The sequence below is a fragment of the Bradyrhizobium sp. CSA112 genome (genome assembly GCF_029051645.1).
Taxonomy (GTDB): Bacteria; Pseudomonadota; Alphaproteobacteria; order Rhizobiales; family Xanthobacteraceae; genus Bradyrhizobium.
The window spans coordinates 26,573-50,830 of the sequence record NZ_JAACFS010000033.1; the positions used below are offsets into that span (position 1 = coordinate 26,573).

Sequence of the window (24,258 nt, forward strand, 5' to 3'; positions counted from 1 at the left end):
TAGCCACCATGATGCTTGAACATCACCCCTGAACGCTCTCTTACGAGAGAGCGTCGTTAATAGGAATAAGCAAGGGAATGGTCGGGCCTCGAAAAGGCTTGAAGGAGACCAAAATGGTTCCTTGTCATTGAAACGGGTATCGAACGAAAACTTCTCTTCGTTACAGCCAGCTAGGATTTAACAAACCGCTTGATGCGGCTACCGCAATACACCGTGTGAGTAGCGGTGTTCCTTCGCAAAATCTCAAGACCTCTCTTTCAAAACTGGCCCGTGCAATGTCGTTTTAGAGGTGCCGCGATAGTCTCATGCGCGTTAAGCGGCTTCCGGAAGGGCTGCCTTTTTACAAAGGCGGACTAGCCACCGGCAAAAGGCACGAGCGATTTCGGGATTGTCACTGCGGTCGACCGAATAGGCCCGATATTGCATGCCGCTGGGAGTACGTGACCCTGGTATCACCTGTAGAACGCCCCCGCGCACCAGATCGCCGACAATAATTTCGGGCGCTATCAGAAGGCATTTTCCCGTCATGACCGCCGGCAGAGCAAGGTAATTGTGATCATATCGCGCCCCTGACCTTATGTCTTTGGAGGTCAGGTTCATCGCCCGCAACCATGTGGGCAGTATGTCGGGCCTGGATGTGATGTTCAGAACTGGCATTGAGCGAACGACTGAGAGGCTTTTGTTGTGCAGGTGATTTGGAGAGCCCACACAGACGAGTTGCTCGTTGTAGATCTCCCAATCGTCAGCCGGTTCGATGACGGAAAGATCGCGCGTAATCAGGATGTCGAAATCGTCGGAAGATGTCGGTGGAGACAGTGAACTAATCACATCCACAATTACGCCACCCATTTCAGCGGAAAATGCCTGGAGATTAGGAATCAGAAAGGAGTAAGCGAAGGTCGAGAGCGACGTGCGGACAACAAGCCGATTGGCGTCCGGACGGTTCCGCCGGCACATTCTTTTAGCGGTGAAACACACTGTATCTAGCGGTTCGGTGACCGTGTTCGCAAAAAGCCTTCCGAATTCCGTCAATTCGCTTCGCCTACCGCGTCGTTCCATGAGGTCCGTGCCCAGATAGTGTTGCAGCACGGCTAGGTAGCGGCTGACCGAGCTCTGTGTCGTTCCCAATGCGCTAGCCGCGCGCGTTACGCTTCCTTCTCGCGCGATCGTCACGAACACCCGGATCGCGTTGAGTGGCACTTCATTGTCTTCGATGGCCATCTTCTATTCCGGCAACTTCTGGAATGTCCGCCAGTTTTCACGGCAGCCCATCGCCAAAAATGAATGTTCCATCACATTATTCCACGTTGATAGCCGGATTACTGCTTATCAACGGTATATCGCGCGCAAAAACCACGTCCGGCCGAAGCCGATACGGTCGGCGCGATCGCCTTTATAGTTGAGTTGATCTCGGTCGCGTTTTCCTTAGGCGTATCTTAAGCGAGCCGTGGCAGTGGTTGCCACGATCGCTCGATCGCTCTTCTCGCAGTCGGACACCACGCGACTTTCCGGAGGAGAAAAACCCGTTAACTCGAGTGTTCCGATCGACAGCGCGCCAGGCATAGCGCCTGAGCGGAGCTCAGGCCCTGCCTATCGTGTTGAAATCCCGACAATCACGGCGGGGACGGAATGGTGCGTTCAGCAAAGGAAGCGAGCTTCAGCTGCTTTAACCTCGTCCATCTTCTGAAGTCTGAAAATCTCCTCCACCGGAAGAATGTCCTTGTGGACGTTCTGGACGCCACCGTCTGCGATGATCCGGCGGAAGGTCTCTTGGATAGCACTTGCAGCAGCGCGGATGCCGTAGTTGCCGTAGATCATCATGCGGATGTTGCAAAGCGCCTTGACCCGTTCGGCGTCGAGATCCGGGTACGCGTTCGGGACTATCACCAGCGGCACCGATCCGGTCCAGGCGCGCGAAAAGTCTTCAATCTCCAAGGGGTCCTTTTTTTTCGAATGGATCAGGATCATGTCGGCGCCAGCCTCCACATAGGCTTGCGCCCGACGCAGGGCTTCCGCTTCGCCGAGGCCTGCGATCAGGGCCTCGGTGCGGGCGATGACGAGAAAATCGGGGTTCCGTTTTGTCGCACCGGCGGCTTCGATCTTGCCCTGAAACTCCTCAATGCGCAGCAGCTCCTGGCGTCCGCCCGCAACAAGGCTCGTTACCTTAGGAAAGGTCTTATCCTCGATGACGACGGCGCTCGCGCCGGCTCGCTCGTATTCTCTGACGGCATGGATCACATTGATCGCATTGCCGTAGCCCGTATCGATATCGGCAACGATCGGCAGCGTCGTGCGTCCGGCGATCGCCCGCAGCATATCGAGATGCTGTGTCATCGAGATCAGGCTCATGTCCGCAAGGCCGTAAAGCGCCGAGAGCTCAAATCCTGAGGCCCACAGGCCATCGAATCCCGCTTCTTCTGCGAGGATCGCCGAAAGCGGGCTATGGGTGGCCATGATGTGGACGAGGCCGGTCTCGGCCATGCGGGCGCGGAGGCGTTTGGCAGCGGACATCGGAGACCTTTCAGGACAGGGCGGCGCAGGCCGCTATGATGCGGTCGCAGGCGCGGGTGAGGTCCTCGAGCGACGAGGCATAGGAAATGCGGATATAGGGCGCGGCCATGAAGCCGCTGCCGGGCACGACGGCCACGGCGAAATCGTCGAGCAGATACATCGCAAAATCGGTGTCGGTTTCGATGACTTTGCCATCCGGCGTGTGCTTGCCGATAACACCCGCGCAGGAGGGGAAAACGTAGAAGGCGCCGTCTGGCATCCGGCACGTAAGTCCCTCGGCCTTGTTCAGCTTGGCGACAACGAAATCGCGGCGCTGCAGAAAGACGCTCGCGAATTCCTTGATATGGTTCCGGCCGCCGGTTAGCGCCTCGATGGCGGCATATTGCGAAATCGAGCTCGTGTGCGAGGAGGTCTGGCCTTGAATGAGGTTCATGGCCTTGATTAGCGCCAGAGGGCCCGCGCCATAACCGACGCGCCAGCCGGTCATTGCGTCCGCCTTGGACACGCCGTTGACCGTCAGCGTGCGCTCGAAGAGATCCGGCGCGACCGCGGCCATGGTGGCGAAGTCAACATCGTAGGTGAGCTTTTCATAGATGTCGTCGGATAGCACATGGACATGGGCATGGCTGCGCAGCACGGCGGCGAGCGCCAGCAACTCGCCTCGGCTGTAGACCGCGCCAGTCGGATTGGACGGCGAGTTCAGCATCAGCCACTTGGTGCGCGGCGTGATCGCCGCCTCCAGCGCCTCGGGGCGGAGCTTGAATCCATGGAATTCATCGCAGGCAACGAGAACAGGCTTGCCGCCGGCGAGCGCCACCATATCGGGATAAGAGACCCAGCACGGTATCGGGATCACCACCTCGTCGCCCGGATCGAGGCTGGCGAAGAGCGCGTTGAAGACGACCTGCTTTGCGCCGCAGCCCACCGTGATCTGCTCGATACCGTAATCGAGCGCGTGATCGCGACGGAAGCTCTCGCGGATCGCCTCGCGCAGCGGCTTGAGCCCTGCGACCGCTGTGTATTTCGTTCGCCCTTCCCGGATCGCCCGGATGCCGGCTTCGCAGACAGCGGGCGGCGTGTCGAAATCTGGTTCGCCCTGGCTGAGCGTAATCACATCGACGCCGGAATCGCGAAGTTCGGAGGCACGCGCCGTCATGGCCTTGGTTTCAGAGGGTCGGACGACCTTGAGCCGTTCTGCAACAAGAGACAAGATAGAATGCCTGCGAAGTTCGAAGAAAATCTTTGACGGCTTCTAGTCCCTCTCAAACGGGCTAACCAATCCGGCTATCGCTTTTTTGAATGAAATGATCGAAAGTTACGATACCTTACGGTTGCATCGCCGGGCACGGCCTTCTTGCAGACGTGCGTCATCCAACGGCAGAAGGCACGAGCAAGATCCGAAGTACGGCTACGATCGACTGCATAGGCGCGGTACTGCATGCCGCTTGGGACCCGCGTGCGTCCGGCAGCACGGCAAGATAAGGCCCCGGGAATAGGTCTGAGATAAGGACTTGCAGGCAGCCAGCAGGGATTAGCCGGTCGTCACCACCGGACGGGCGAGGTCGTGATGGTCATAGTGCTGGCCGAGCACGCCATCGCCGCTCTTCATGTTCTTGATGTTCTCTTGGTCGCAGCCAAGTGGGAAGCTCGTCCGGTCAGGAGATAACCGTCAGCAGCGGGATAGAAGAAGCGCGGCAAGTCCACGTCCGGCGAGGGATTGCGGGGCACCCACGCGAGACCAGTTGCTCATTCATAGAATCCCAAGGGACCGAAGGATCCGACAGCTCAAGCTCGCGCGTGATCAGCACGTCGAAGCTATCCGCGGTCGAGGGCATGAACCGTGAGCTGCTGACGCACCGCCCACGAATCTCGGATGAGAATGCCTGTAAGTTGGGAACAAACAACGTGCAGCCAAAGATTGTGAGCGAGATGCGCACACGATGCGGTTCACCTTCGTCTCGTCGCCTCCGCCTTAGACGGTGAGCAGGATCGTCCACAGCGGCCCGGCGCATTGATGAAAAAAACGATTGGGCGGTCAATTCGCTGTTGCGACCGCGCTGCTCGATCAGCTTCGAGCCGAGATGGGTGTTCTAGGCCAGCGAAATGCGGCTGACCGAACTTTGGGTCATGCCGAGGCTCTTCGCAGCGCGCGGCACGTTCTGTTCCCGAGCGATCTCCACGAAGGCGCGCACCGCTTTGAGCGACAGCCCTAATAAGCCTCGGTCAGTGTTTTGGTTAGGGGTCTTGGCCGTGTAAAAACGCCGTCCCAGGCAAGTCGGTGAGAAGCCAAGGCGCCCGTTCGGTCTCAGGCCACGATTGCAGCCATCAGCGGCTTGGTCCCGATGATGTTCATGACCCGTGTCAGATTACAGGCCAGGACCGAGAGAGCCATCTCGGCGGCTCTTTTGGAAGCGTCTTGGTAAGGAAGTGTGTCGCCGCCATCCGAGCCTTCATCGTGCCGAACGGATGCTCGACCGTCTCGCGACGCTGGCGCATGGCTTGTTGGTCTGCGTCAAGGCGCTGCTGCACAGCCTCGAGCAGATGCTCATTCTCCGATCGCGTGATGCGCCGCTCTGGCCCGGTCGTACATTGCGATTTGAGCAAACAATTTTAACAGGCCGAGGTCCAGTAGCGCCGCAGCATCTTGCCGTCTTCTTCGTTTGTGTAGCGATACGGCAGTCGCTCCCCCAGCTGGACAGCGATAGGCGTCTTCCTCAATGACTTCCAAGGAAGGTGCGCGCTCCGTTGAAGTGAACGGATGCGCGCGCCAGCGTTTGAGCAATCGCGATCACAGGGGCCTTGCGCGTCACCGCTAGGGCTCTATTAGATAGAGAAGCGCTCTATCAATCCGGCGCGTCATAAGCTCCACGAAGCTTTTCCTGCACGTTGCGCAGCGATCCGGCGCACCATCCGCCTGTTGGCGCTCGTTCCAGCTGGTGGGACGGCCTTGCACCGATGACTCGCGATTGGTAGCGCGATCAGCTCTTCAGCCAAGAAGTCGGATTGGATGGCGGCGCGTTCTCACGCTAATCCATCGCCAAATCAGAACGGTCCATCACATTAGTTGATCTCTGTCACCGGCCTATTGCTTCCCAACGCTACTGCGTCGGCAGAAATGAGTTCGGCAAGGAGAGGGCATGGCATTCCCAACTAAGTGCGTTGACTTATATCGTTACGGCTTTGCGCAGCCTGAATTGACGGCCAGTGTTATTCGTCCTCATCGAATTGCGAGCGCACTGATCGATCGCTTGTGCGAGCCGACCGTGTAGAAGGCCGACGGCGCGCGCCTCATGTCGTTGATGGGCGAACGAAGCACGTCGGCATGAGGCCTCAAGATGCGCATCTCCTCGCGCGCGAGGTCGACTGGTTGCGACGGCAGCCAGGAACAGGCGCCGCGTCGGTCACGCCGATCCGGGAGTTGGCTTGATGGGAACGTGTCTCTCCCTCGTTAGCTGAGCACGACGCGTTACGGACTAACACAGACATCTACGCTTTCTCTTTCCTACGTGAAAAACATAGGGGTCTATGTTTGCGTACTTTGTGGGGACTTCAGTGCTAAAAAAATCGGTTCGATCAATGTCTATCCGAGAAAGCTCTAAACTTGCGCGGCCACAGCCATCCGGTAGGTTGATGGCATCGCGATGGATCGTGACTAGCGCCCTGGTTGGTTGCGTAATTTCGTATTCACCTTCTGTGGCTCGGGCCGATTCCTCTGACGATCTGAGGCAAGAGCTGAAACGTTTGCAGGCTCGCGTTCAATCACTTGAAGCGACTGAGCAAACTGGCTCGCGAAGCGATCGTGCAGCGGCTAAGGCGGCGAGACAGGCACAAAAGGAGGCAGAGGAGGCTCGGGCACGCGCGGAGGAGGCGCGACTGGCGGCTGAAGCTGCTCGTGCGAAGGCGCAAGCAGCGCAGAGTGGAGCAGATCCACTGCAAGGAAGCTTCCCCGGGAGCATGCGAATCCCGGGTACAGGGACATCCTTTAAGATTTCCGGCTATGCAAAGGTTCATGCCTACGGAGATCTCGGACCACGCAACAGATCCGACAACATTGCAGTCGCGTCCATTCCGCTATCGAGGGGGGCGCTCGGCGCTCAAACGCCAGGCGACGTCTCTGTCGGAGCTCGATGGTCTCGAGTGGGTCTTGATGTAAGAACGCCGATTAGCGAAAGCTTTGGAGCTGCTCGTACCTTCTTCGAGGTTGATTTCGCGGGGCAGTCCGACCCTACGAGTCAGACAACTGCATCGAGCTTCAGTACAAGACTTAGGCTAGCGTTTGGAGAATTCGGCCAAACTGATGGTTGGGGTTCCGTAGTTGCAGGGCAAACCTACTCGGTATTCTGCGACGCAACACTTAACCCGCTACGTAGCGTCTCTGATTGGACGACGCCCGGAACGAGCGCCGTGCGCCAAGCAGCCATTCAATACAGCAAGAGCTATGGATCGACGACGTTTAGTGTGGGGTTGGAGAACACGTACAGTGACGTCACAAGTACAACTGGAACGACCTATCCCGATTCTAGTGGTGGCGCGGGCTTTGGCTTGAGTGGGACTCCAGATGGTGCCGCGAGAGTCCTCTGGCGTGGAGAGAGCGCGTTTTTCGCCCTGCGAGGCATGGTTCGGAATATCGAGATCAACAATGAGGCTGCTATTCCTGGTCAACGCTATCGCGCGTCGACTTTGGGCTATGGTATTGGCGCGACCGGTGGGCTGAACCTTTTGGACGGTCGTCTGGCGCTATTTGCGACGGCCAACTATGGACCTGGTATCGGTCGTTATCTCATCACGGTCAGTCAAGGATTTGGTGCCGTAACCAACTTCGGCTTGCCCGGCGTAACTGCTCAGAGGGCTCAAATCGATACCGTAACGGCGACCGCTGGCCTTGTTGGGCTGCAGTACAAGTTCCTTCCAAATCTCCAGGCTAATGCCCTCGTTTCAGTCACTAGCCTGAACTACCCCAGCTATGTGACCCAATTCACGACAACCTCGAGTGCGATCAACACGAACTTGTGGGCCACGAGTGTCAACCTGATCTACAGCCCTGTGCCATTGGTCGACCTGGGTATTGAGTATTTGCATGGATCGCGCGCACTGGTGGTTCCCGACGCGAACGGGGTTGTCGGTGGAACAGCTGACCGTGTTCACGGCATGGTCCTCGTTCGCTTCTAGCCACCATAGTGCTTGAGCATTGCTGGCTGAGCGCAACACAAACGCTCTCTTACGAGAGGGCGCCATTAGCAGGAACAAGCAAGGGATGATGAGGCCTGGAGAGCTTGCGGAGGAGACCAAGAATGGTTTCTCGTCGTCGAAATAAGGGACACAAAACGAAAACTTCTGTTCGTTGCAGCAACTAATGTTCCCGCAGCTTGATGCAGCTACCGCAATACACTCTGTGCGCGAGGAGTAGCGGTCTTCTTATGGCGTCGACTTTCAAGACCTCCGTCACAAAACACGCCGCGTGCAATGCCACTTAGAGGTGCTGCGATGGTCTCATGCGATATTAAGCCGCTTCCGGAAGAGCGGCCTTTTTACAAAGGCGGAGGTAAGTATCCCCCGGCAGAGCCGGGGGCTTTAGGTATTGGGCCGCTCGAAGCGGCAGTCTGGGTCGCTAACGCGACCCTACATTTGTTGGCCACCTGAAGGTGGCCGATCAACGCCACAAATTCATTTGCTCCAAGCGGCTGTCCTCTTGCTCCTGGTTTCTGATGTACTCCCGTATCACCGCTTCGTCCCGACCTACGGTCGAGACGAAGTACCCTCTCGCCCAAAAATGCTGGCCTACAAAATTGCGTTTCTTCTCTCCGTATACACGGGCCAAATGGATCGCACTTTTACCCTTGATAAACCCGACCACCTGCGAGACTGCGGCGGAATCGAAATCATCATGTGAACGTGATCCGGCATCAGATGACCTTCTTCGATCCGGCTTTCCTTTTGTTGTGCCAGCTTGCGAAACACATCCCCGAGGTGCCGCCTCAACTCTCCGTAAAGCGTCTTCCTGCGGCACTTGGGAATGAACACAATATGATATTTGCACTCCCACTTGCTGTGGCTTAGGCTCTCGTACTCGTCCATCGTCAAACTTCCTTTCGTGTGCGTGGTGGCTCACGATCAGAAGTTTCGGCGATGGGCGACTGCCGTAAATGTCAAACTTATGCTGCCTCCCCGGCAGAGCCGGGGGGTCTCCCGGTTATGCTAGCCACCGGCAAAAAGCACGAGCGATTTCGGGATTGTCACTCCGCGACCGCATACGCCCGATATTGCATGCCGCTGGGAGTCCGTGATCCCGGTATCACGTGCAGAAGGCCTCGGCGCACCAGATCGCTGACAATAATTTCGGGCGCGACCAGAAGGCATTTTCCGGTCATGATCGCCGGAAGAGCAAGGTAATTGTGATCATACCGCGCCCCCGACTTTATGTCTTTAGAGGTCAGGTTGATTGCCCTCAGCCAGGTGGGCAGTATGTCGGGCCGGGACGTGATGTTCAGAATCGGCATTGAGCGAACAACTGAGAGGCTCTTGCCACCTGCGTGATTTGGAGAGCCGACGCAGACGAGTTGCTCGTTGTAGAGTTCCCAATCGTCGGCCGGTTCGATGACGGAAAGGTCGCGTGTAATCAAGATGTCGAAATCGTCGGAGGATGTCGGCATAGACAGCGAACTAATCACATCCACGATTACGCCGCCCATTTCAGCAGAGAATGCTTGGAGATTCGGAATCAGAAAGGAGTAGGCGAAGGTCGAGAGAGACGTACGGACCACAAGCCGATTGGCGTCCAGACGATTCCGCCGGCGCATGCTTTTAGCGGTGAAGCACACTGTATCTAGCGGTTCGGCAACTGTGTTCGCAAAAAGCCTTCCGAATTCCGTCAATTCGCATCGCCTGCCGCGTCGCTCCGTGAGGTCCGCGCCGAGATAGTCTTGCAGCACGGCCAGATAGCGGCTGACCGAGCTCTGGGTCGTTCCCAATGCGCTAGCAGCGCGCGTCACGCTTCGTTCTCGCGCGATAGTCACGAACGCCCGGATCGCATTGAGGGGCACTTCATTGTCTTCGCTAGCCATCTTCTATTCCGGCAACTTCGGGAATGTCCGCCAGTTTTCACGGCAGGCCATTGCCAAAGATGAATGTCCCATCACACTATTCCATGTTTTTAGCCGGATTGCTGCTTATCAACGGTATCTCGCGCGCAAAAACAACCTCTGGCCTAGGCCGATACGGTCGGCGCGATCGCCTTAATAGTTAAATTGATTTCGGGCGCGTTCTCCAGAGGCCCATCTTAAGAGCGCCCTGGGAATGGTCGCCACCAATCGCTCGAACGCTCTTCTCGCAGTCGACAACACGCAATTTTCGGGAGGAGAAAGCGTCAAATCAAGTTTTCCGATTAACAGCGCGCGAGGATAGCGCCTGAGCGGAGCTCAGGCGCTATCTATCGTGTTGAAATCCTGATAGTCCCGGCGGTGAAGCGTACGTTCAACAAGGAAGCGAGCTTCAGCTGCTTTAACCTCGTTCATCTTCTGGAGTCTGAAGATCTCCTCCACCGGCAGAATGTCCTTGTGGACGTTCTGGGCGCCGCCGTTGGCGATTATCCGGCGGAAGGTCTCCTGCATGGCAGTTGCAGCAGCGCGGATGCCGTAATTGCCATAGATCATCATTCGGATGTTGCAAGGTGCCTTGACCCGTTCGGCATCGAGATCCGGGTAGGCGTTCGGGACTATCACCAGCGGCACTGATCCGGTCCAAGCGCGCGAAAAGCTTTCAATCTCCAAGGGATCCTTCTTTTTCGAATGGATCAGGATCATGTCGGCGCCAGCCTCCACATAGGCTTGCGCGCGATGCAGGGCTTCCGCTTCGCCGAGGTCTGCGATGAGGGCTTCCGTGCGGGCGATGACCAGAAAATCCGGGTCGCGTCTTGTCGCAACGGCGGCCTCGATCTTACCCCGAAACTCCTCAATGCGCAGCAGTTCCTGGCGGCTGCCGGCCACAACAAGGCTCGTCACTTTCGGAAAGATCTTGTCCTCGATAACAACGGCGCTGGCGCCGGCCCGCTCGTACTCGCCGATGGCATAGATGACATTGATCGCATTGCCATAACCTGTATCGATGTCGGCGATAATCGGCAGCGTCGTGCGTCCGGCGATCGCCCGTAGCATGTCGAGATGCTGTGTCATCGAGATCAGGCTCATATCCGGCAGGCCGTAAAGCGCCGACAGCTCGAAGCCGGAGGCCCACAGGCCGTCGAATCCGGCTTCTTCTGCGAGGATCGCCGACAGCGGGCTATGGGCGGCCATGATGTGGACAAGCTTGGTCTCGGCCATGCGGGCGCGGAGGCGTTTGTCAGGGGACATCGGGAGGTCTTTCAGGACAAGGCCGCGCAGGCGGCGATAATGCGGTCGCAGGCGCGGGTGAGGTCCTCAAGCGAGGAGGCATAGGAAATGCGGATATAGGGCGAGGCCATGAAGCCGCTGCCAGGCACGACGGCCACGGCGAAATCGTCGAGCAGATACATGGCGAAATCAGTATCGGTTTCGATCAGCTTGCCGTCCGGCGTGCGCTTGCCGATAACACCGGCGCAGGAGGGGAAAACGTAGAAGGCACCGTCCGGCACGCGGCACGAAAGCCCCTCGGCTTGGTTCAACTTGGTGACGACGAGGTCCCGGCGCTGCAGAAAAGCGCTCGCGAATTCCTCGATATGGTCCCGACCGCCGGACAGCGCCTCGATGGCGGCGTATTGCGAAATCGAGCTGGTGTGCGAGGAGGTCTGGCCTTGGATTAGGTTCATGGCCTTGATCAGCGCCAGAGGCCCCGCGCCATAACCGACGCGCCATCCGGTCATTGCGTCGGCCTTGGACACACCGTTGACTGTCAGCGTGCGCTGGTAGAGGTCTGGCGCGACCGCGGCCATGGTAGCGAAGTCACTGTTATAGGTGAGCTTTTCATAGATGTCATCGGACAGCACATGGACATGGGCATGGCGGCGCAGCACCACGGCGAGCGCGAGCAACTCGCCTCGGCTGTAGACCGCACCGGTCGGATTGGACGGCGAGTTCAGCATCAGCCACTTGGTGCGCGGCGTGATCGCCGCCTCCAGCCCTTCGGGGCGCAGCTTGAAGCCATGGAATTCATCGCAGGCGACGAGAACCGGTTTGCCGCCGGCGAGCGCCACCATATCGGGATAGGAGACCCAGCACGGCGTGGGGATCACCACCTCCTCCCCCGGATCGAGGCTGGCGAAGAGCGCGTTGAAGACGACCTGCTGTGGCGCCACAGCACCGTGATCTGCTCGATACCGTAATCGAGCCCGTGATCGCGGCCGAAGCTCTTGCGGATTGCCTCGCGCAGCGGCTTGATCCCGGCGATCGCCGTGTATTTCGTCCGCCCCTCGCCCGGATGCCGGCCTCGCGGACAGCGGACGGCGTATCGAAATCCGGTTCGCGCTGGCTGAGGGTGATCACATCGACGCCCTGATCGCGCAGCTCGGCGGCACGCGCCGTCATGGCCTTGGTTTCTGAGGGGCGGACGACGTTGAGGCGTTCTGCAACGAGAGACAAAATAGAATGCCTAGCGAAGCTAGAGGGAAGATTTTCGATGGCTTCTACTTGCTCGCAAAACAGTCTAACCAATCGGGCCATCGCGTTTTTGAACGAAATGATCGAAAGATGCGATATTTGCGATGCATCGCCGGACACGGCCTCCGCAGACTTGCGTCATCCAGCGGCAGAAGCCGCAGGGCTAGAGAGTATTGCGGCTGCGATCGACCTCATAGGCGCGTTACCGCATGCCGCTTGGGACCTCGTGTCCGGGGGTGCGGCGAGGGGCCTCCGGGGAGCGGGTCGGAGACGAAATTATTCAGACGACCAGCAGGCATTTCCGGTCGTCACCACCGGAAGCGTGAGATAGTGATGGTCCTAGCGGGCGCGCCGAGCACTATATCTGCTCTTCATGCTCATGCCGCGTCGCCATTGAGGAGCGCGTCCGGCCAGGAAGTAATGGTCAGCAGCGGGAGAGAGCGTTGCGCGATAAGTCCACGTCCGATGACTTATTGCGGCGCCGCCACGAAGATGAGAATTATTCATCATGGATGTCACAAAAGTCCAAAGGACCCGACAGCACAAGCTCGCGCGTGATCAGCACATCGAAACTGTCCGGGGTCGAGGACAAACCTAGGGAGCTGATGACGTTCTACGCCTCCTCCCATCTCGGACGAGAATGCCCTGAAGGTTTGGAACAGCAACGTGTAGGCAAGGGTTGTGAGAGACATGCGCACGACCAAATCGTTCGCCTCCGACTCGTCGCGCCTCGCATGCGCTGGGCAGTGAACAGGATCGCCTGCAGGCTCGGCAACGCGTCGACGAAGAGCCGACGGAAGTCGGTCAGTTCGCTGTTTCAGACGCGCTACTCGATCAGCTTCGAGCCAAGATAGCTTTCCAGGACAGCGAGATGCGGCTGACCGAACCCTCGGTAATGCGAGGCTCTTCGCCGCACGCGTCACGCTCTGTTCGCAAGCGATCTCCACGAAAACGCGCGCATAGCATTCAGCGATAGCTCTTTTCCGGAGCGCCATGCATCATTCATCGCATATTGCGCGGTTTGCATCGAACTATTCGATGAATGTCATCCGGCTGTAGCGATTCGGGTTTTGAAGTTCTCGCACATCAGCGAACGCGTCCAAGCGAGATATGCGATCTCGTTGCCGTGCTCCGCAAGCTTTCCGGACAATGTGGAAGAAACGGCTATGGCATCCGTATTAATTGACAGCATCGATAAGAATTACGGGCCAACGTCTGTTTTGCGCGGTCTTTCGCTGCCGATAGCGGATGGTGAATTCCTGACGCTGTTGGGCCCATCGGGGTGTGGGAAGTCGACGCTGCTGCGTATCCTGGCAGGGCTCGAAGTGCAGGATGCAGGTTCGGTCTTGATCGGTGAGCGGGCGGTGGACGGCCTCAAGCCGAAGCAGCGGGACGTGGCGATGGTGTTCCAGTCCTATGCGCTCTATCCCCATATGACGGTCGCCTCCAATATGGCGCTGCCGCTCCGAATGCGCCGGCTCTCGGCCTTCCAGAGGCTTCCTCTTCTCGGCCGCTTCATGCCAGCAACGCCGCGGATCGCTGCCGAGATCGATGTGGAAGTCACCCGTACGGCCAAGTCCCTCGGCATTGGCCATCTACTGGCCCGCAAACCGGGGCAGCTTTCCGGCGGCCAACGCCAGCGCGTGGCGGTCGGCCGGGCGATGGTGCGCCATCCGGCTGTTTTCCTGATGGACGAGCCGCTGTCCAACCTCGACGCCAAACTGCGTGTGCAGATGCGCGCCGAGATCAAGGAACTGCACCGGCGGCTCGGGGTCACCTTCGTCTATGTCACTCATGACCAAGCCGAGGCCATGACGCTGTCGGACCGGGTGGCGGTGATGCTCGACGGCGAGTTGTTGCAGGTCGCTCCGCCGAAGGACATCTATGCCGATCCCGACGACCGGCGCGTCGCCGAATTCATCGGTTCGCCCAAGATCAATATGCTCGACGGCGTGGTGCGAGAACGCGGCCTGATCGATGTGGCCGGATCGACGCTCGCGATCGAAGCCGATGCGCGTGCCGGCGAGCATCTCACCCTCGGTATTCGCCCGGAGGTTTTTCATCTCGCCGATCACGGCGGGCAGGGCGCACTGACCGGTTCCGTGCGCATGATCGAGCATATGGGGTCCGACCTCTTCGTCCACCTCGATCTGGCGGGCCTCGATCATCCGTTGATCGCGCGGCTGCTGGCCGAACGGGCGCCTCTTATCTCCCCTGGTCAGACCTTGCATGTTGGTGCCAAGCCGGAGCGCGTACTTCTCTTTGGCCGTGATGGGCGCCGTCTGCGCCGACAAGTGGGATCCGGCCGGGCATCGGTCACACCGATCCGGGAGATCACCCGATGAGCGAGCCTCTGGCTCTTTCCAGCGCCTCCGGCGAGCCGTCCGCGACAGGTAGCGTTCGAACGTTGCCATCCCCCGCGTCACCGACCCGCAGGCGAGCCTTTACGGAAGCGCTGGCGGCCTGGACGCTGGCCGGGCCGGCAGTCTTCTTTCTGCTCGTCCTGTTCTTCCTACCGGTGATCGGGATCTTCGTCATCGCGCTCAGCGACTGGCAGTTCGGGGTGCGTTCCTTTTCCTTCGTCGGCCTCGCCAACTTCCGCGAAGTCTTCGCTGACCCGGGCTTCAGGACGTCGCTTCTCAATACCGTCGCCTACGTTCTGATCGTCGTGCCGGGCACTGTCGTCCTCGGTCTTCTGATCGCGCTGCTGATCGAAAGCGGAAAGTCTTGCCGCTCCTTTTACCGCGCCATCCATTTTCTGCCTTTCATGGCGACGCTCACGGCCATGGCAATCGCTTGGGAGGCGCTGTTGCATCCCACCATCGGCCTCGTCAACCAGACGCTCGCCGCCATCGGCCTGCCGACCGCCAACTGGCTGCGCGACGAGAATACGGCCCTCCCGGTGCTGGCCGCCATCGGCATCTGGCAGAACCTCGGCTATGCCATGGTGCTGTTCCTGGCTGGCATGAAGAGCATCCCGCAGGATCTCTACGATGCTGCCGATGTCGATGGTGCGGACCTTTGGCTTGACCGGATGCGCACCGTCACGCTGCCGATGCTAGGGCCGGTCTCGATGTTCGTCGTTATCGTCTTGGCGGTGAGGGCGTTCGAGTGTTTCGACACCGTGAAAGTCCTTACCCGAGGCGGCCCCGGCCACGCCTCCGAAGTGCTGCTCTACACGCTATATCGGGAGAGCTTCGAGTATCTGCGCACCGGATATGGCGCAGCCGTTGCCGTCGTCTTTCTCGCCATCGTCGTGACACTCACGCTTGTCCAGGCCGGTGTCCTGGATAGAAAGGTGCACTATCAATGAGCGCCAACACGCGCAGCAACCGTCTGTTGCAGCCGTCCGCCACCGTCCGCCATGCGATTCTGCTCGCCACCGGTGCACTCATCCTCGTGCCCTTTGTCTGGATGGTATCGTTGTCGATCAAACCGCCGGGGGAGATTTTTGGGACTAGCTTCTCCTTCTGGCCCGCCCAGTTCTACGGAATCGAGAACTACACCAAGGCGCTGACTGAAGCGCCGCTGCCGCGCTACATGGGCAACGGCATCATCGTCTGCGCGACGATCCTGGCGCTCCAGATTCTTTTCTGCGCGCCTTGCGCCTACGCGCTCGCCAAGCTTCGCTTTCTCGGCCGCGACCTGCTCTTCGGCATGGTGCTCATCGGCCTGCTGCTGCCACACCAGGTGCTCTCGCTGCCACTCTTTATCCTCGGCTACCAGCTCGGCATCCTCAACACCTATGCTGCGCTTATCTTCCCCTATGTCGTCTCGCCGTTCGGCATCTTCTTGTTTCGGCAGTTCTTCAAGACTATCCCCGACGATGTGGTACACGCCGCCCGCCTCGACGGTCTCTCTGAACTTGCCATCGTCTGGAGGATCATGGTGCCGATGGCACTGCCAGCCGTCATCGCCTTCTCGATCTTCTCGGTGGTCGGCCACTGGAACGATCTTTTCTGGCCACTGATCGTGGTCCGCGACCAGTCACTGATGCCGCCGCCGCTCGGCATCATGGTCTTCAAGAACGAGGAGGCCGGCAACGACTACGGCCCCCTCATGGCCGCATCCACTCTCGTCGTGCTGCCCCTCGTCATCGCGTTTCTTGCCGCTCAGAAATGGTTTGTCGAAGGAATGACCGGAGGAGCCGTGAAATAGGTGACTAGGCCGATAGTGAACAAGTCAGACTATCAACGCCGACAGATGTCAGCGCACTTTAGAACGGAAAGTTCCTATGAAAATCAAAACCTGTCTATATGCAATGATCGGAGCCTGGATATTCGCCGGCTCCCCGGCTTATTCGGCCGACAAAGTCACTATTCATGTTTCTTACGTGAACTCCTACATGAAGCCGATACATGAGGAAATCGCGCGGCGCTTCAGTCAGCTGCACCCGGACATTGCCGTCGTTCTATCTTCCCCCGTAGAAGCTTGGGGGGATCAGGTGCAGCGAACCATTCTTGACAGTGCCACGGGTAATCGACCGGACATTGCCGAACATGCGTTCAATCTTTTCGGCCAGATCGCAGATCGTGGTTTGGCGCAGCCTTTGGATTCGCTGATCAAGCAGGAAAAAGACTGGGCGTCGATGGGCTATAGCCCGGCGCTTACGAGTCTAGGAACATACCAGGGTAAGATCTGGGGCCTGCCATTCCGCATCTCAACGCCAATCATATTTTACAATGCCGATCTCCTCCGTTCGGTCGCCGAAAACCCGCCCGAATTTCCTTCCGATTGGCAAGGCATATTGCAAGTGGCGAAGAGGATCAGCGCGCTTGGCGACCAGAGGGTTGGAATGTTTTTCGACTACCAAGCTGATGGCAACTGGACTTTCCAGGCATTGCTCAACCTTCGAGGTGGACAACTCGTGACCTCAGAAGGAAAGATTGGCTTCAACAACGCGGAAGGGTTGAGCGCCCTTACGACTCTGAATGAGATTGGTCAATCCGGCATGATCGACATGCCTCGTGAACAGGCGAGGCAATCGTTTGCTGCGGGGATTCTTGGTATGTACGTGGGCTCCAGTTCGCAGTTGGGCAATCTCCTGAAAGCCTCAGGGAACAAATTCTCCATCGGAACCGCTTCCCTGCCACGCTCAGCAAGCAACGCAAGGATACCTGTGGGCGGTGGGATCTATATGCTGACAACCAAAGATCCTAAGAAGCAAGCGGCAGCCTGGGAGTACATTAAGTTTGCTACGGGACCGGTCGCACAAACCTCGGTGGTCGAACAAACAGGCATGATGCCGAGCAACGACCTTCCTGCACACGATCCGAACCTACTAGGAAAATTCTACAGCGAGAATCCACTTTACTTGGCGAGTTTGGAGCAGCTTCCGATTGTCACGACTTGGACCGCTTTCCCAGGACCAAACTCCGTCAAGATCAGCGACACGATTCGCGAGCATCTGCGGGCCGTGGTTACACTCAAAGCGAAGCCCGATATTGCCCTTGCGGCTATGACGAAGGATGTCGAGGCGCTTCTAAGGTAAGCCTCAAAACCCAGTTTACCCGTTGTCTACTAATCGTATCTCGCAAGACGTGCACCACGCTGCGCGGCAAAAGAAACTGTGCTGGTGCACAACTCATAACCGAATGGCGCACCGGACTCTACTGGTGTTATGCAAAGGATCGGGAAATGCTCCACCCACTTACAACCCAGCTTGTTGGAAGCTACACAAAGCCTGAATGGCTGATCAAGCACAATGAAATCTATCGTCTTGGCGGTCGGGCTTGGCGGATCGAGCCTGATGTCTTGGAAAGCGCACAAGGAGACGTTGCGCGGCTATCAATCTACGATCAAGAAAGAGCTGGCATGGATCTCTTGACCGATGGCGAGCCTTGGCGCTCAGCCTGGGACAGGCACTTCATTTCCAAACTCGGCGGGCTGGATACTGCTCGGCTGGCTAATATCGTTGTCCCTCCGTCGGAAATCGGGACAGTCACGTTCAAGAAAAAAGGCGAATGGTCGCGAGAGGATGATGATGGTCTTCCTCGAGTGGTCGGTCCCATCGAATGGCTTGGGCCGATGACAGTGAAAGAGCTCGAATTTGCGAAGCGTCACACCAACCGACCGCTCAAGACACAAATTGTCGGCCCATTTACGATGGTCGACCGATTGGCTGACGAATATTACCGCGACGAGTTCGAGATTGCGATGGCCGTCGCGGCTGCTCTGAACAAAGAACTACTTGCTCTCGAGGAAGCCGGCGCCGCGGTCCTGCACATTGATGATCCCGTCATGCATTCTCGTTTCAGCCGATCGAAGCGACTTGGCATCGCTCCAATCGAACAGATGATTGAAGGCCTGACCAAGCCGACAACTGTTCATGTTTGCTACGGTTACGCGTATTCAAAAGAAAGCAAGGCGCCAAGCTCGACCTATCCTGAACTGTTAGAACTACTTGCAAGCTGCAGATCCCTGACCGCAATGAGCATCGAATATGAGCAGCCGGGTCATAAACCGGATCTGTTGCGCCATTGTGGTGACAAACATGTCGTTTTGGGACTGCTTGACCTCGGGACAACGAATATTGAAACGCCCGAACATATCGCTTCGAGGATCCGGCAAGCATTGGAGGTGATACCGCCGGATAGGCTTCATCCGAGTTCTGATTGCGGAATGTGGCATTTACCGCGCGAAGTAGCTTTCGGGAAGATCCAGTCGCTCGTCAAAGGCACCGACATTGTTCGTCGCGAACTCGGGCTTCCAACAAGCTGGCCCATGACGGGCTGATAAGAGGATGCTCAATAGCGTTTGATGAAGAACTAAAAGAATGTCCCAAGATGCTTCTGTGGAATCCGCGGCAATTGCACCGAACAATCGGTCGGTTGGGTTTCAGCGAGCGGAAACTCGCGAGGCGTTTGTTCAAGACGAAGGGACATTGGCTCATGCTGTCAGCGAGAAGCTGACACTACTGTCACATGCCCAGAGGATAGTTGCTAATGCGCGTCAAGTAGTTGCACGCCGAAACAGTGGGAAGAGAGAGGCATGAACGACGCAAAAACCACGCACGAAGTCCTTCGCCAGACCGATCCAACATTACCCGATGGCTCGCTTAACCTCAGTGGCAATCTACCGCCGATCGTCGCCGATGTTTTCGAAGAGCGATACAGGCGCGCCCTTTCCAAGCTCATGAGACAAGAGCAGCTTAGCTCCCTGGTTGGTTCCCATCGATTCACGGGGACCGAGAATGACCGCAGGGCGGGTTCGGTGTTTGTTTCGCTGCGACTTGGCTTGGCTCCAGACGTCAAGAGGGTTGTTGTTACGAATGGGACGCAGAGCGCAATTGACCGGTTGTTCGATAGCATTGCCGGTCGAGGCGGTGTAATAGCTGCCGAGGAACTGACCTATCCAGCAATCAAACCGATAGCCACAAGACTTGGCATCAGGCTTTGCCCTGTGCGTATCGACGGCGACGGGATAATGCCCGACAGCTTTTCCGATGTCTGTCAGCGAGAGAGGCCGAGTGCATTTTATACTTTGCCGACGTTACATAATCCAACGACCGCGACAACAACGCTTGTTCGACGGAGAGCGATCGTCGACATCGCACGATTGCACAACGTTCAGTTCATTGAAGACGATATCTACAGCATTCTTCCCCTGGACGCGCCACCTCCGTTTGCGACACTCGCTCCGGAAATCTCTTGGTATATTCTTGGAACGGCGAAGTCATTGTCGCCAGGGTTGAAAGTGGCTTATGTCGTAGCGCCCGACGGCGTGGCCGCAGGCCGCGTATTCTGGCCTGGTGTGAAGTCAACATACTGGATGCCCGCACCTTTGAATGCGGAAACCACAGCTAACCTTGTTCTCTCGGGCGACGTCAAGGCAATCATCGGTGCTGTCCGTCTCGAGATGAGTTACCGGCATGAGCTCGCGCGAGAAATCCTCGACGGAATCCCTGTTACGACCCGTCCTGGTGCACTGAATCTCTGGGTCAGAATGCCGACGCCCGGGGCGCGCCTTGAAATAGCGAAGCTGACGCAAAGCAGAAATGTTATTGTTGGTACGGGCGATGCGTTCGTCGTTGGGGATTGCCTTCCTCCAGAGGCGCTCAGAATTGGGTTGGGCACCGTTCTAACACGTGATCAACTTTCGCGGGGCTTAGAGGTTCTGCGGGAGGCTTATCGAAGTGTTTTTTAAGCAAAGTATGTCTTCGAGATCGAGCGTCTTGTAGTGCGGGAACAACATTTCTTATGACGAGAATATTCTGAAGAACAACGGAACTACCGCACTCACTGAGCGAAATGGTTGGGAGAGAGCAGGGGCGGCCGATGCATCAACAAAGGCGACATTTTCTGGTTGTGAGTTTCGACGGACTCCGTCCAGATCTTGTCAGTTCAGAGCTAACGCCGAACCTGACGCGTTTGGCAAACGCGGGCACGACACTCGGAAATCACCGAACAGTGTATCCAAGTGAGACGCGTTCGGCATTTCCTAGCCTCGTTACGGGCGCTGTCACGAGCCGTCACGGCATGGTAGGCAACAGGTATGTGGACCGTGACGTAGTACCGCCGCGCTACATCGATACAGCCGACGCCGTACTCCTTCGCAATCTCGACCTGGCAAGCGGTGGCAGGCTCTATTCGGTTCCCTCGCTGGGCGAGATATTGGCCGCTCACGGGTGCAGCCTCGCCGTGCTCGCCACCAACACGCCAGGCACGACGCGGTTATTCCACCACAAGGCCGAAGAGTTCGGCCACGTGCGCCTGTCCGGTCACTTCCGTGAGACCTGTACGCCAGACGATGTCCTCGCCGAGATTGAAGCACGTATTAGTCCGTTGACACCGGCCCCGCCCAAGACGGAGCCAGACCGTTTCGGGCAAGACTGGATCACCTCAGCCTTCCTCGACTTCGTCTGGCCGAAATACCGGCCCGATGTCACGATCCTTTCCTATGGCGAGCCGGACGTCACCTCACACTTTCACGGCATAGGAGCTGAGGCAACTCGGTCCATCATTACCCATTGCGACCGCCAGTTTGGTCGCGTGCTCGACTGGTGGGAGGCGGAGGGGAGGCAGGCCGGAGTGCAGATCATCGCGATCTCGGACCACGGCCACATCACCGGCCATACGCGCATCTCGGTGGCCGGCAGCTTGCGTGCGGCCGGCTTCAGCCCCGGCGTCGCACCTGCTGCCGATATTGATGTGGTAGTGGTGCCGGGCCAAGTCGGCGCTCTGTATCTTGCCGATCCGGATGAGGCGAAGATTGCCCGGTTGATTGCGACCATTACGTCCGAGCCATGGTGCGGGCCAGTGTTCACCTACGCGAAGGACGAGGTCAACGGCATCGCCCCCGGGAGCCTCTCAAACCGCCTCGTCTTCGCGGATCATATCCGTGCGCCGGACGTCGCCTTTTCCTTCCGCGCCGACGATACCATCGATCCCTTCGGCCTCGTCGGCGGCACCTTCTATGACAATGATCGCCGGGCCGGCCTCGGCCTCCACGGCGGGCTGCATCCGAAGGAACTCGCAGCATTGGGCATTGTCGCGGGATCAGCTTTTTCTGGGGCAGGTTGCATATCGACGGTGCCGACCGGCATCTGCGACGTGGCCCCGACGATCCTCCAGCTGCTCGGTGTGGCTGTGCCGCAGAGTATGACTGGACGAGTGCTCGCCGAGGTGACCGCGTCATCACCCAAGGATGGTCCTTCAATTCGCGAGGACGTCTTTGACGCGCACCTTGGTGCCTACGCGCAGATGCTTCGCCGCGTGCATGTGGACGGCGCCTGCTACATCTCGGGTGGCTGGGTCAGCTGATCTGCGCCCTCGTATGTGGAGGCCGAAATGTTCGCGCTCCTGCTATGGACTAAAGCTATCGGTCAGCCGCAATATTCCGGTGACATCGGAGCTCAAGCAACGGACGATGAGGTTTCATTGGTGGCCGGCACGGTCTTGCCATCGCCGATTACCTTGCCAAGCGCTGCTTCTTTTAGGTCAAAACATTCGATGCTGGAATCAAGGAGAGAAAAAGGTGCCTAAAATGTTGAATCAAGCCCAGGTTGAACAATATCGTTCAGAAGGCTTCGTTTGCCCAATTGACGCTCTTTCAGTGGAAGAGGCTGCTGAATTTCTCGCGCGCATGGAAGATCTCGAAAATCGGGAGCCGGACCTATGGGCACGATCGAAAATAAAGCCGCATCTGCTGATGATGTGGCTCAATGATCTTATGAGGAATTCAAGTATTTTGGATGCGGTTGAGGACGTGCTCGGGCCAGACATTATGGCCTGGGCAACCGGCCATTTCGATAAGAAGCCTCACGATCCCAGCTTTGTAACGTGGCATCAGGATGGGACGTATTGGGGTCTTTCCGAACCGAGCGTTGTCACCGCATGGGTGGCGTTGACGCCCAGCAATCGCGAGAACGGATGCATGAGAGTGATCCCCGGCAGCCATCACCAGGGTCAATTGCCGCATAGAAACACCGACGATAAAAACAATCTATTGAGCCGAGGGCAGGATGTCGAGGTCGATGTCGATGAAGCTCAGGCTGTCGATCTGGAGCTTCGACCCGGCCAGATATCTCTTCATCACACCATGCTCATTCATGGCTCGAAGCCGAATTTCTCCGATACGCGCCGCCTGGGGATCACCATCAGATACGTCGCTGCGCACGTCCGCCAGACCAGCGGGTTTAGGGATAGCGCATCCCTAGTTCGCGGAACCGATAAGTATCGGAATTTTATCGTCGAGCCACGTCCGCGCCGGGATTTCGATCCAGAAGCTGTTAAATTCTACAACGAGATAGTTGCCGAAAGCCGCAGACGTAAGGATGCAATCGCGGCTGACCACCAGAACAAGCAAGAGCTGCCCAAAGCAACAACTATGCTCTGAACCTCACCGCCACAGTCGGCTTAAGGTGAAGACACCAAATCGGATAGCGACGTGTGCAAGGCAAGGAGCTCGTCGTATCACTTGGCGTGCTCGAAAACTACTTAGACGGAGAACTAACAATCACATTGCCGAAATTTACTCGGTGTAACAACCTTCAGGCTCGTTATAGCTTCTACGATACTCGCCGCTCGGTCCGCCAGCTCAGGGACGCCTTCGCGCGTCAGATTAAACAAGCCTGGTGCTCAATTGCCTTACTGGGGACGCCTTGCAGCCCAATTCGGAGTCGACCGGGACCCGGAAAAAATTCAACGGGAGGCGCCTAAAAGAAGATCAATTCCACCCGGATTCTCAGAGAAGAAACGAAAAACGCCCGGGTGGTTGGAATTCTCAAGACGTCTGGGACGATAAGACGATGTATCCCTACAAGTAATCGCCAGACTCACGTTACGAGCTCTTGCCGGACACAATTGCGCAAGTTACCTCGGTTACGTACGGTTGTTTCAATGAGCCGTCGATGGAGTAACGGCGAAAAAGATCGCGTAGAAACTCGACCACCTTATTGCACCCGACCACCTCAGCGGAGCGCTGAACGATGCTTGTTGAAATCCCCGTTATGATGAAGTGCTCTAAGTTGGTCTCAAAATCCCATTCCCACGACCGTACTTCTACATCCGAGAAACGGGAATCTTCCAACAGCTCGGATCGAAAATCCATGTTGGAGTAGCCCCCATTCTTGTTGGTAAAGGTACCGCGGCGATATCCCGGGACACAACTTTCTATAAAACTGTGAAACTCAGTTAGCGCGTCACTATCCCAGTATCGATGTCGATTGTGCACGAGCGCTAACATACCGCCGGGCTGAACGGTTCGCGCGACCTCTCCGAAGAACTTCTTTCGATCGAATCTATGCGCGGCCGTAGCAAATACTAACGCTGAAAGCGAGGCCTGCTGGAAAGGCAATTGTTCCGCGGGGGCACTTTGAAAGCTCACCTGCAGATCAGGTGGCATGGCGTCCATCGCCACTTGGATCATGTCTTGATTAGGTTCAACCCCAATGATCGGAATAATGCCATCGATCTCCCTCGCTAGAACCCGCGTGAAAATGCCAGTTCCGCTGCCGACATCCGCGATACCCCCTACGAGCCCGGCGCGTTGAATGTGCTGTGATACCAGTTTTGCTACATCCGATGGATAGCTGGGTTGGTAGCGGTCATAGTTCCGGCCCTGACCTGTAAACTCGGCCCACGACGCGTCGAATGTTCCTGGACGTTTACACACTTTCCCCCCAGCTGACGGCGCAGTTTCTAGTGGGACAGGACACTGCCGAGAGCGACCGAAGATTGAA

At 57.5% G+C, this 24,258-nt stretch carries 16 protein-coding genes and 3 pseudogenes; 10 read left to right on the plus strand and 9 right to left on the minus strand.

Features of this window, described 5'->3' with window-relative positions; all coding sequences use genetic code 11:
• Positions 1-312 precede the first annotated feature (312 nt).
• From GWE18_RS33350 to GWE18_RS33365, 4 genes and pseudogenes are all read right to left on the minus strand, one after another.
• Entirely contained in the window at positions 313-1,221 is a 909-nt protein-coding gene (locus GWE18_RS33350; RefSeq protein ID WP_275189929.1) for a LysR family transcriptional regulator, read from the minus strand.
• A gap of 417 nt (positions 1,222-1,638) precedes the next feature.
• Positions 1,639-2,481 carry an isocitrate lyase/phosphoenolpyruvate mutase family protein gene (locus tag GWE18_RS33355; RefSeq protein ID WP_275189930.1) on the minus strand — a complete coding sequence of 281 codons (843 nt, stop codon included), beginning with the start codon at positions 2,479-2,481 and terminating at the stop codon, positions 1,639-1,641.
• Positions 2,482-2,521: 40 nt separating this feature from the next.
• Complete coding sequence (locus tag GWE18_RS33360; RefSeq protein ID WP_275189931.1) at positions 2,522-3,721, minus strand: pyridoxal phosphate-dependent aminotransferase; 1,200 nt, start codon at positions 3,719-3,721, stop codon at positions 2,522-2,524.
• 1,095 nt (positions 3,722-4,816) lie between these two features.
• Positions 4,817-5,227, minus strand: a pseudogene (locus GWE18_RS33365) (transposase); the annotation flags it as partial.
• Between the two features lie 1,688 nt (positions 5,228-6,915).
• Between GWE18_RS33365 and GWE18_RS33370 the strand changes: the two are divergent.
• Positions 6,916-7,680 carry a hypothetical protein gene (locus GWE18_RS33370; protein WP_275189932.1) on the plus strand — a complete coding sequence of 255 codons (765 nt, stop codon included), beginning with the start codon at positions 6,916-6,918 and terminating at the stop codon, positions 7,678-7,680.
• 481 nt (positions 7,681-8,161) lie between these two features.
• Here GWE18_RS33370 and tnpA read toward each other — a convergent pair.
• From tnpA to GWE18_RS33390, 4 genes and pseudogenes are all read right to left on the minus strand, one after another.
• Positions 8,162-8,586, minus strand: a pseudogene (tnpA, locus tag GWE18_RS33375) (IS200/IS605 family transposase).
• Between the two features lie 158 nt (positions 8,587-8,744).
• Positions 8,745-9,572, minus strand: coding sequence for a LysR family transcriptional regulator (locus GWE18_RS33380; protein ID WP_342804314.1), 828 nt, complete (start codon positions 9,570-9,572; stop codon positions 8,745-8,747).
• A gap of 354 nt (positions 9,573-9,926) precedes the next feature.
• Positions 9,927-10,826 (minus strand): isocitrate lyase/phosphoenolpyruvate mutase family protein, encoded by a 900-nt coding sequence (locus GWE18_RS33385; protein WP_275189933.1) that lies wholly within the window; start codon positions 10,824-10,826, stop codon positions 9,927-9,929.
• 41 nt (positions 10,827-10,867) lie between these two features.
• Positions 10,868-12,059: pseudogene (locus GWE18_RS33390) on the minus strand (pyridoxal phosphate-dependent aminotransferase).
• A gap of 1,184 nt (positions 12,060-13,243) precedes the next feature.
• Here GWE18_RS33390 and GWE18_RS33395 point away from each other — a divergent pair.
• The 9 genes from GWE18_RS33395 (at position 13,244) to GWE18_RS33435 (ending at position 22,913) form a co-directional block, all read left to right on the plus strand.
• The gene (locus GWE18_RS33395; RefSeq protein WP_275189934.1) at positions 13,244-14,422 is read left to right on the plus strand and encodes an ABC transporter ATP-binding protein; all 1,179 of its coding nucleotides are present in this window, start codon (positions 13,244-13,246) and stop codon (positions 14,420-14,422) included.
• The gene (locus tag GWE18_RS33400) at positions 14,419-15,390 is read left to right on the plus strand and encodes a sugar ABC transporter permease (protein ID WP_275189935.1); all 972 of its coding nucleotides are present in this window, start codon (positions 14,419-14,421) and stop codon (positions 15,388-15,390) included. The genes GWE18_RS33395 and GWE18_RS33400 overlap by 4 nt, the downstream gene beginning before the upstream one ends.
• On the plus strand, positions 15,387-16,235 hold the full coding sequence (locus tag GWE18_RS33405) for a carbohydrate ABC transporter permease (RefSeq protein ID WP_275189936.1): 849 nt from the start codon (positions 15,387-15,389) through the stop codon (positions 16,233-16,235). Before GWE18_RS33400 ends, GWE18_RS33405 begins: the two co-directional genes overlap by 4 nt.
• Before the next feature lie 76 nt (positions 16,236-16,311).
• Positions 16,312-17,568 (plus strand): ABC transporter substrate-binding protein, encoded by a 1,257-nt coding sequence (locus tag GWE18_RS33410; RefSeq protein ID WP_275189937.1) that lies wholly within the window; start codon positions 16,312-16,314, stop codon positions 17,566-17,568.
• A gap of 146 nt (positions 17,569-17,714) precedes the next feature.
• The gene (locus GWE18_RS33415) at positions 17,715-18,812 is read left to right on the plus strand and encodes a hypothetical protein (RefSeq protein ID WP_275189938.1); all 1,098 of its coding nucleotides are present in this window, start codon (positions 17,715-17,717) and stop codon (positions 18,810-18,812) included.
• A 255-nt stretch (positions 18,813-19,067) separates the two neighbouring features.
• Complete coding sequence (locus tag GWE18_RS33420; protein ID WP_275189939.1) at positions 19,068-20,222, plus strand: PLP-dependent aminotransferase family protein; 1,155 nt, start codon at positions 19,068-19,070, stop codon at positions 20,220-20,222.
• A 131-nt stretch (positions 20,223-20,353) separates the two neighbouring features.
• Positions 20,354-21,838 carry an alkaline phosphatase family protein gene (locus tag GWE18_RS33425; RefSeq protein ID WP_275189940.1) on the plus strand — a complete coding sequence of 495 codons (1,485 nt, stop codon included), beginning with the start codon at positions 20,354-20,356 and terminating at the stop codon, positions 21,836-21,838.
• 27 nt (positions 21,839-21,865) lie between these two features.
• Positions 21,866-22,060 carry a hypothetical protein gene (locus GWE18_RS33430; RefSeq protein WP_275189941.1) on the plus strand — a complete coding sequence of 65 codons (195 nt, stop codon included), beginning with the start codon at positions 21,866-21,868 and terminating at the stop codon, positions 22,058-22,060.
• A 1-nt stretch (position 22,061) separates the two neighbouring features.
• Complete coding sequence (locus GWE18_RS33435; protein ID WP_275189962.1) at positions 22,062-22,913, plus strand: phytanoyl-CoA dioxygenase family protein; 852 nt, start codon at positions 22,062-22,064, stop codon at positions 22,911-22,913.
• Between the two features lie 444 nt (positions 22,914-23,357).
• Here the strand turns inward: GWE18_RS33435 and GWE18_RS33440 are convergent, their stop codons facing one another.
• Positions 23,358-24,191 carry a class I SAM-dependent methyltransferase gene (locus tag GWE18_RS33440; RefSeq protein ID WP_275189942.1) on the minus strand — a complete coding sequence of 278 codons (834 nt, stop codon included), beginning with the start codon at positions 24,189-24,191 and terminating at the stop codon, positions 23,358-23,360.
• Positions 24,192-24,258 lie beyond the last annotated feature (67 nt).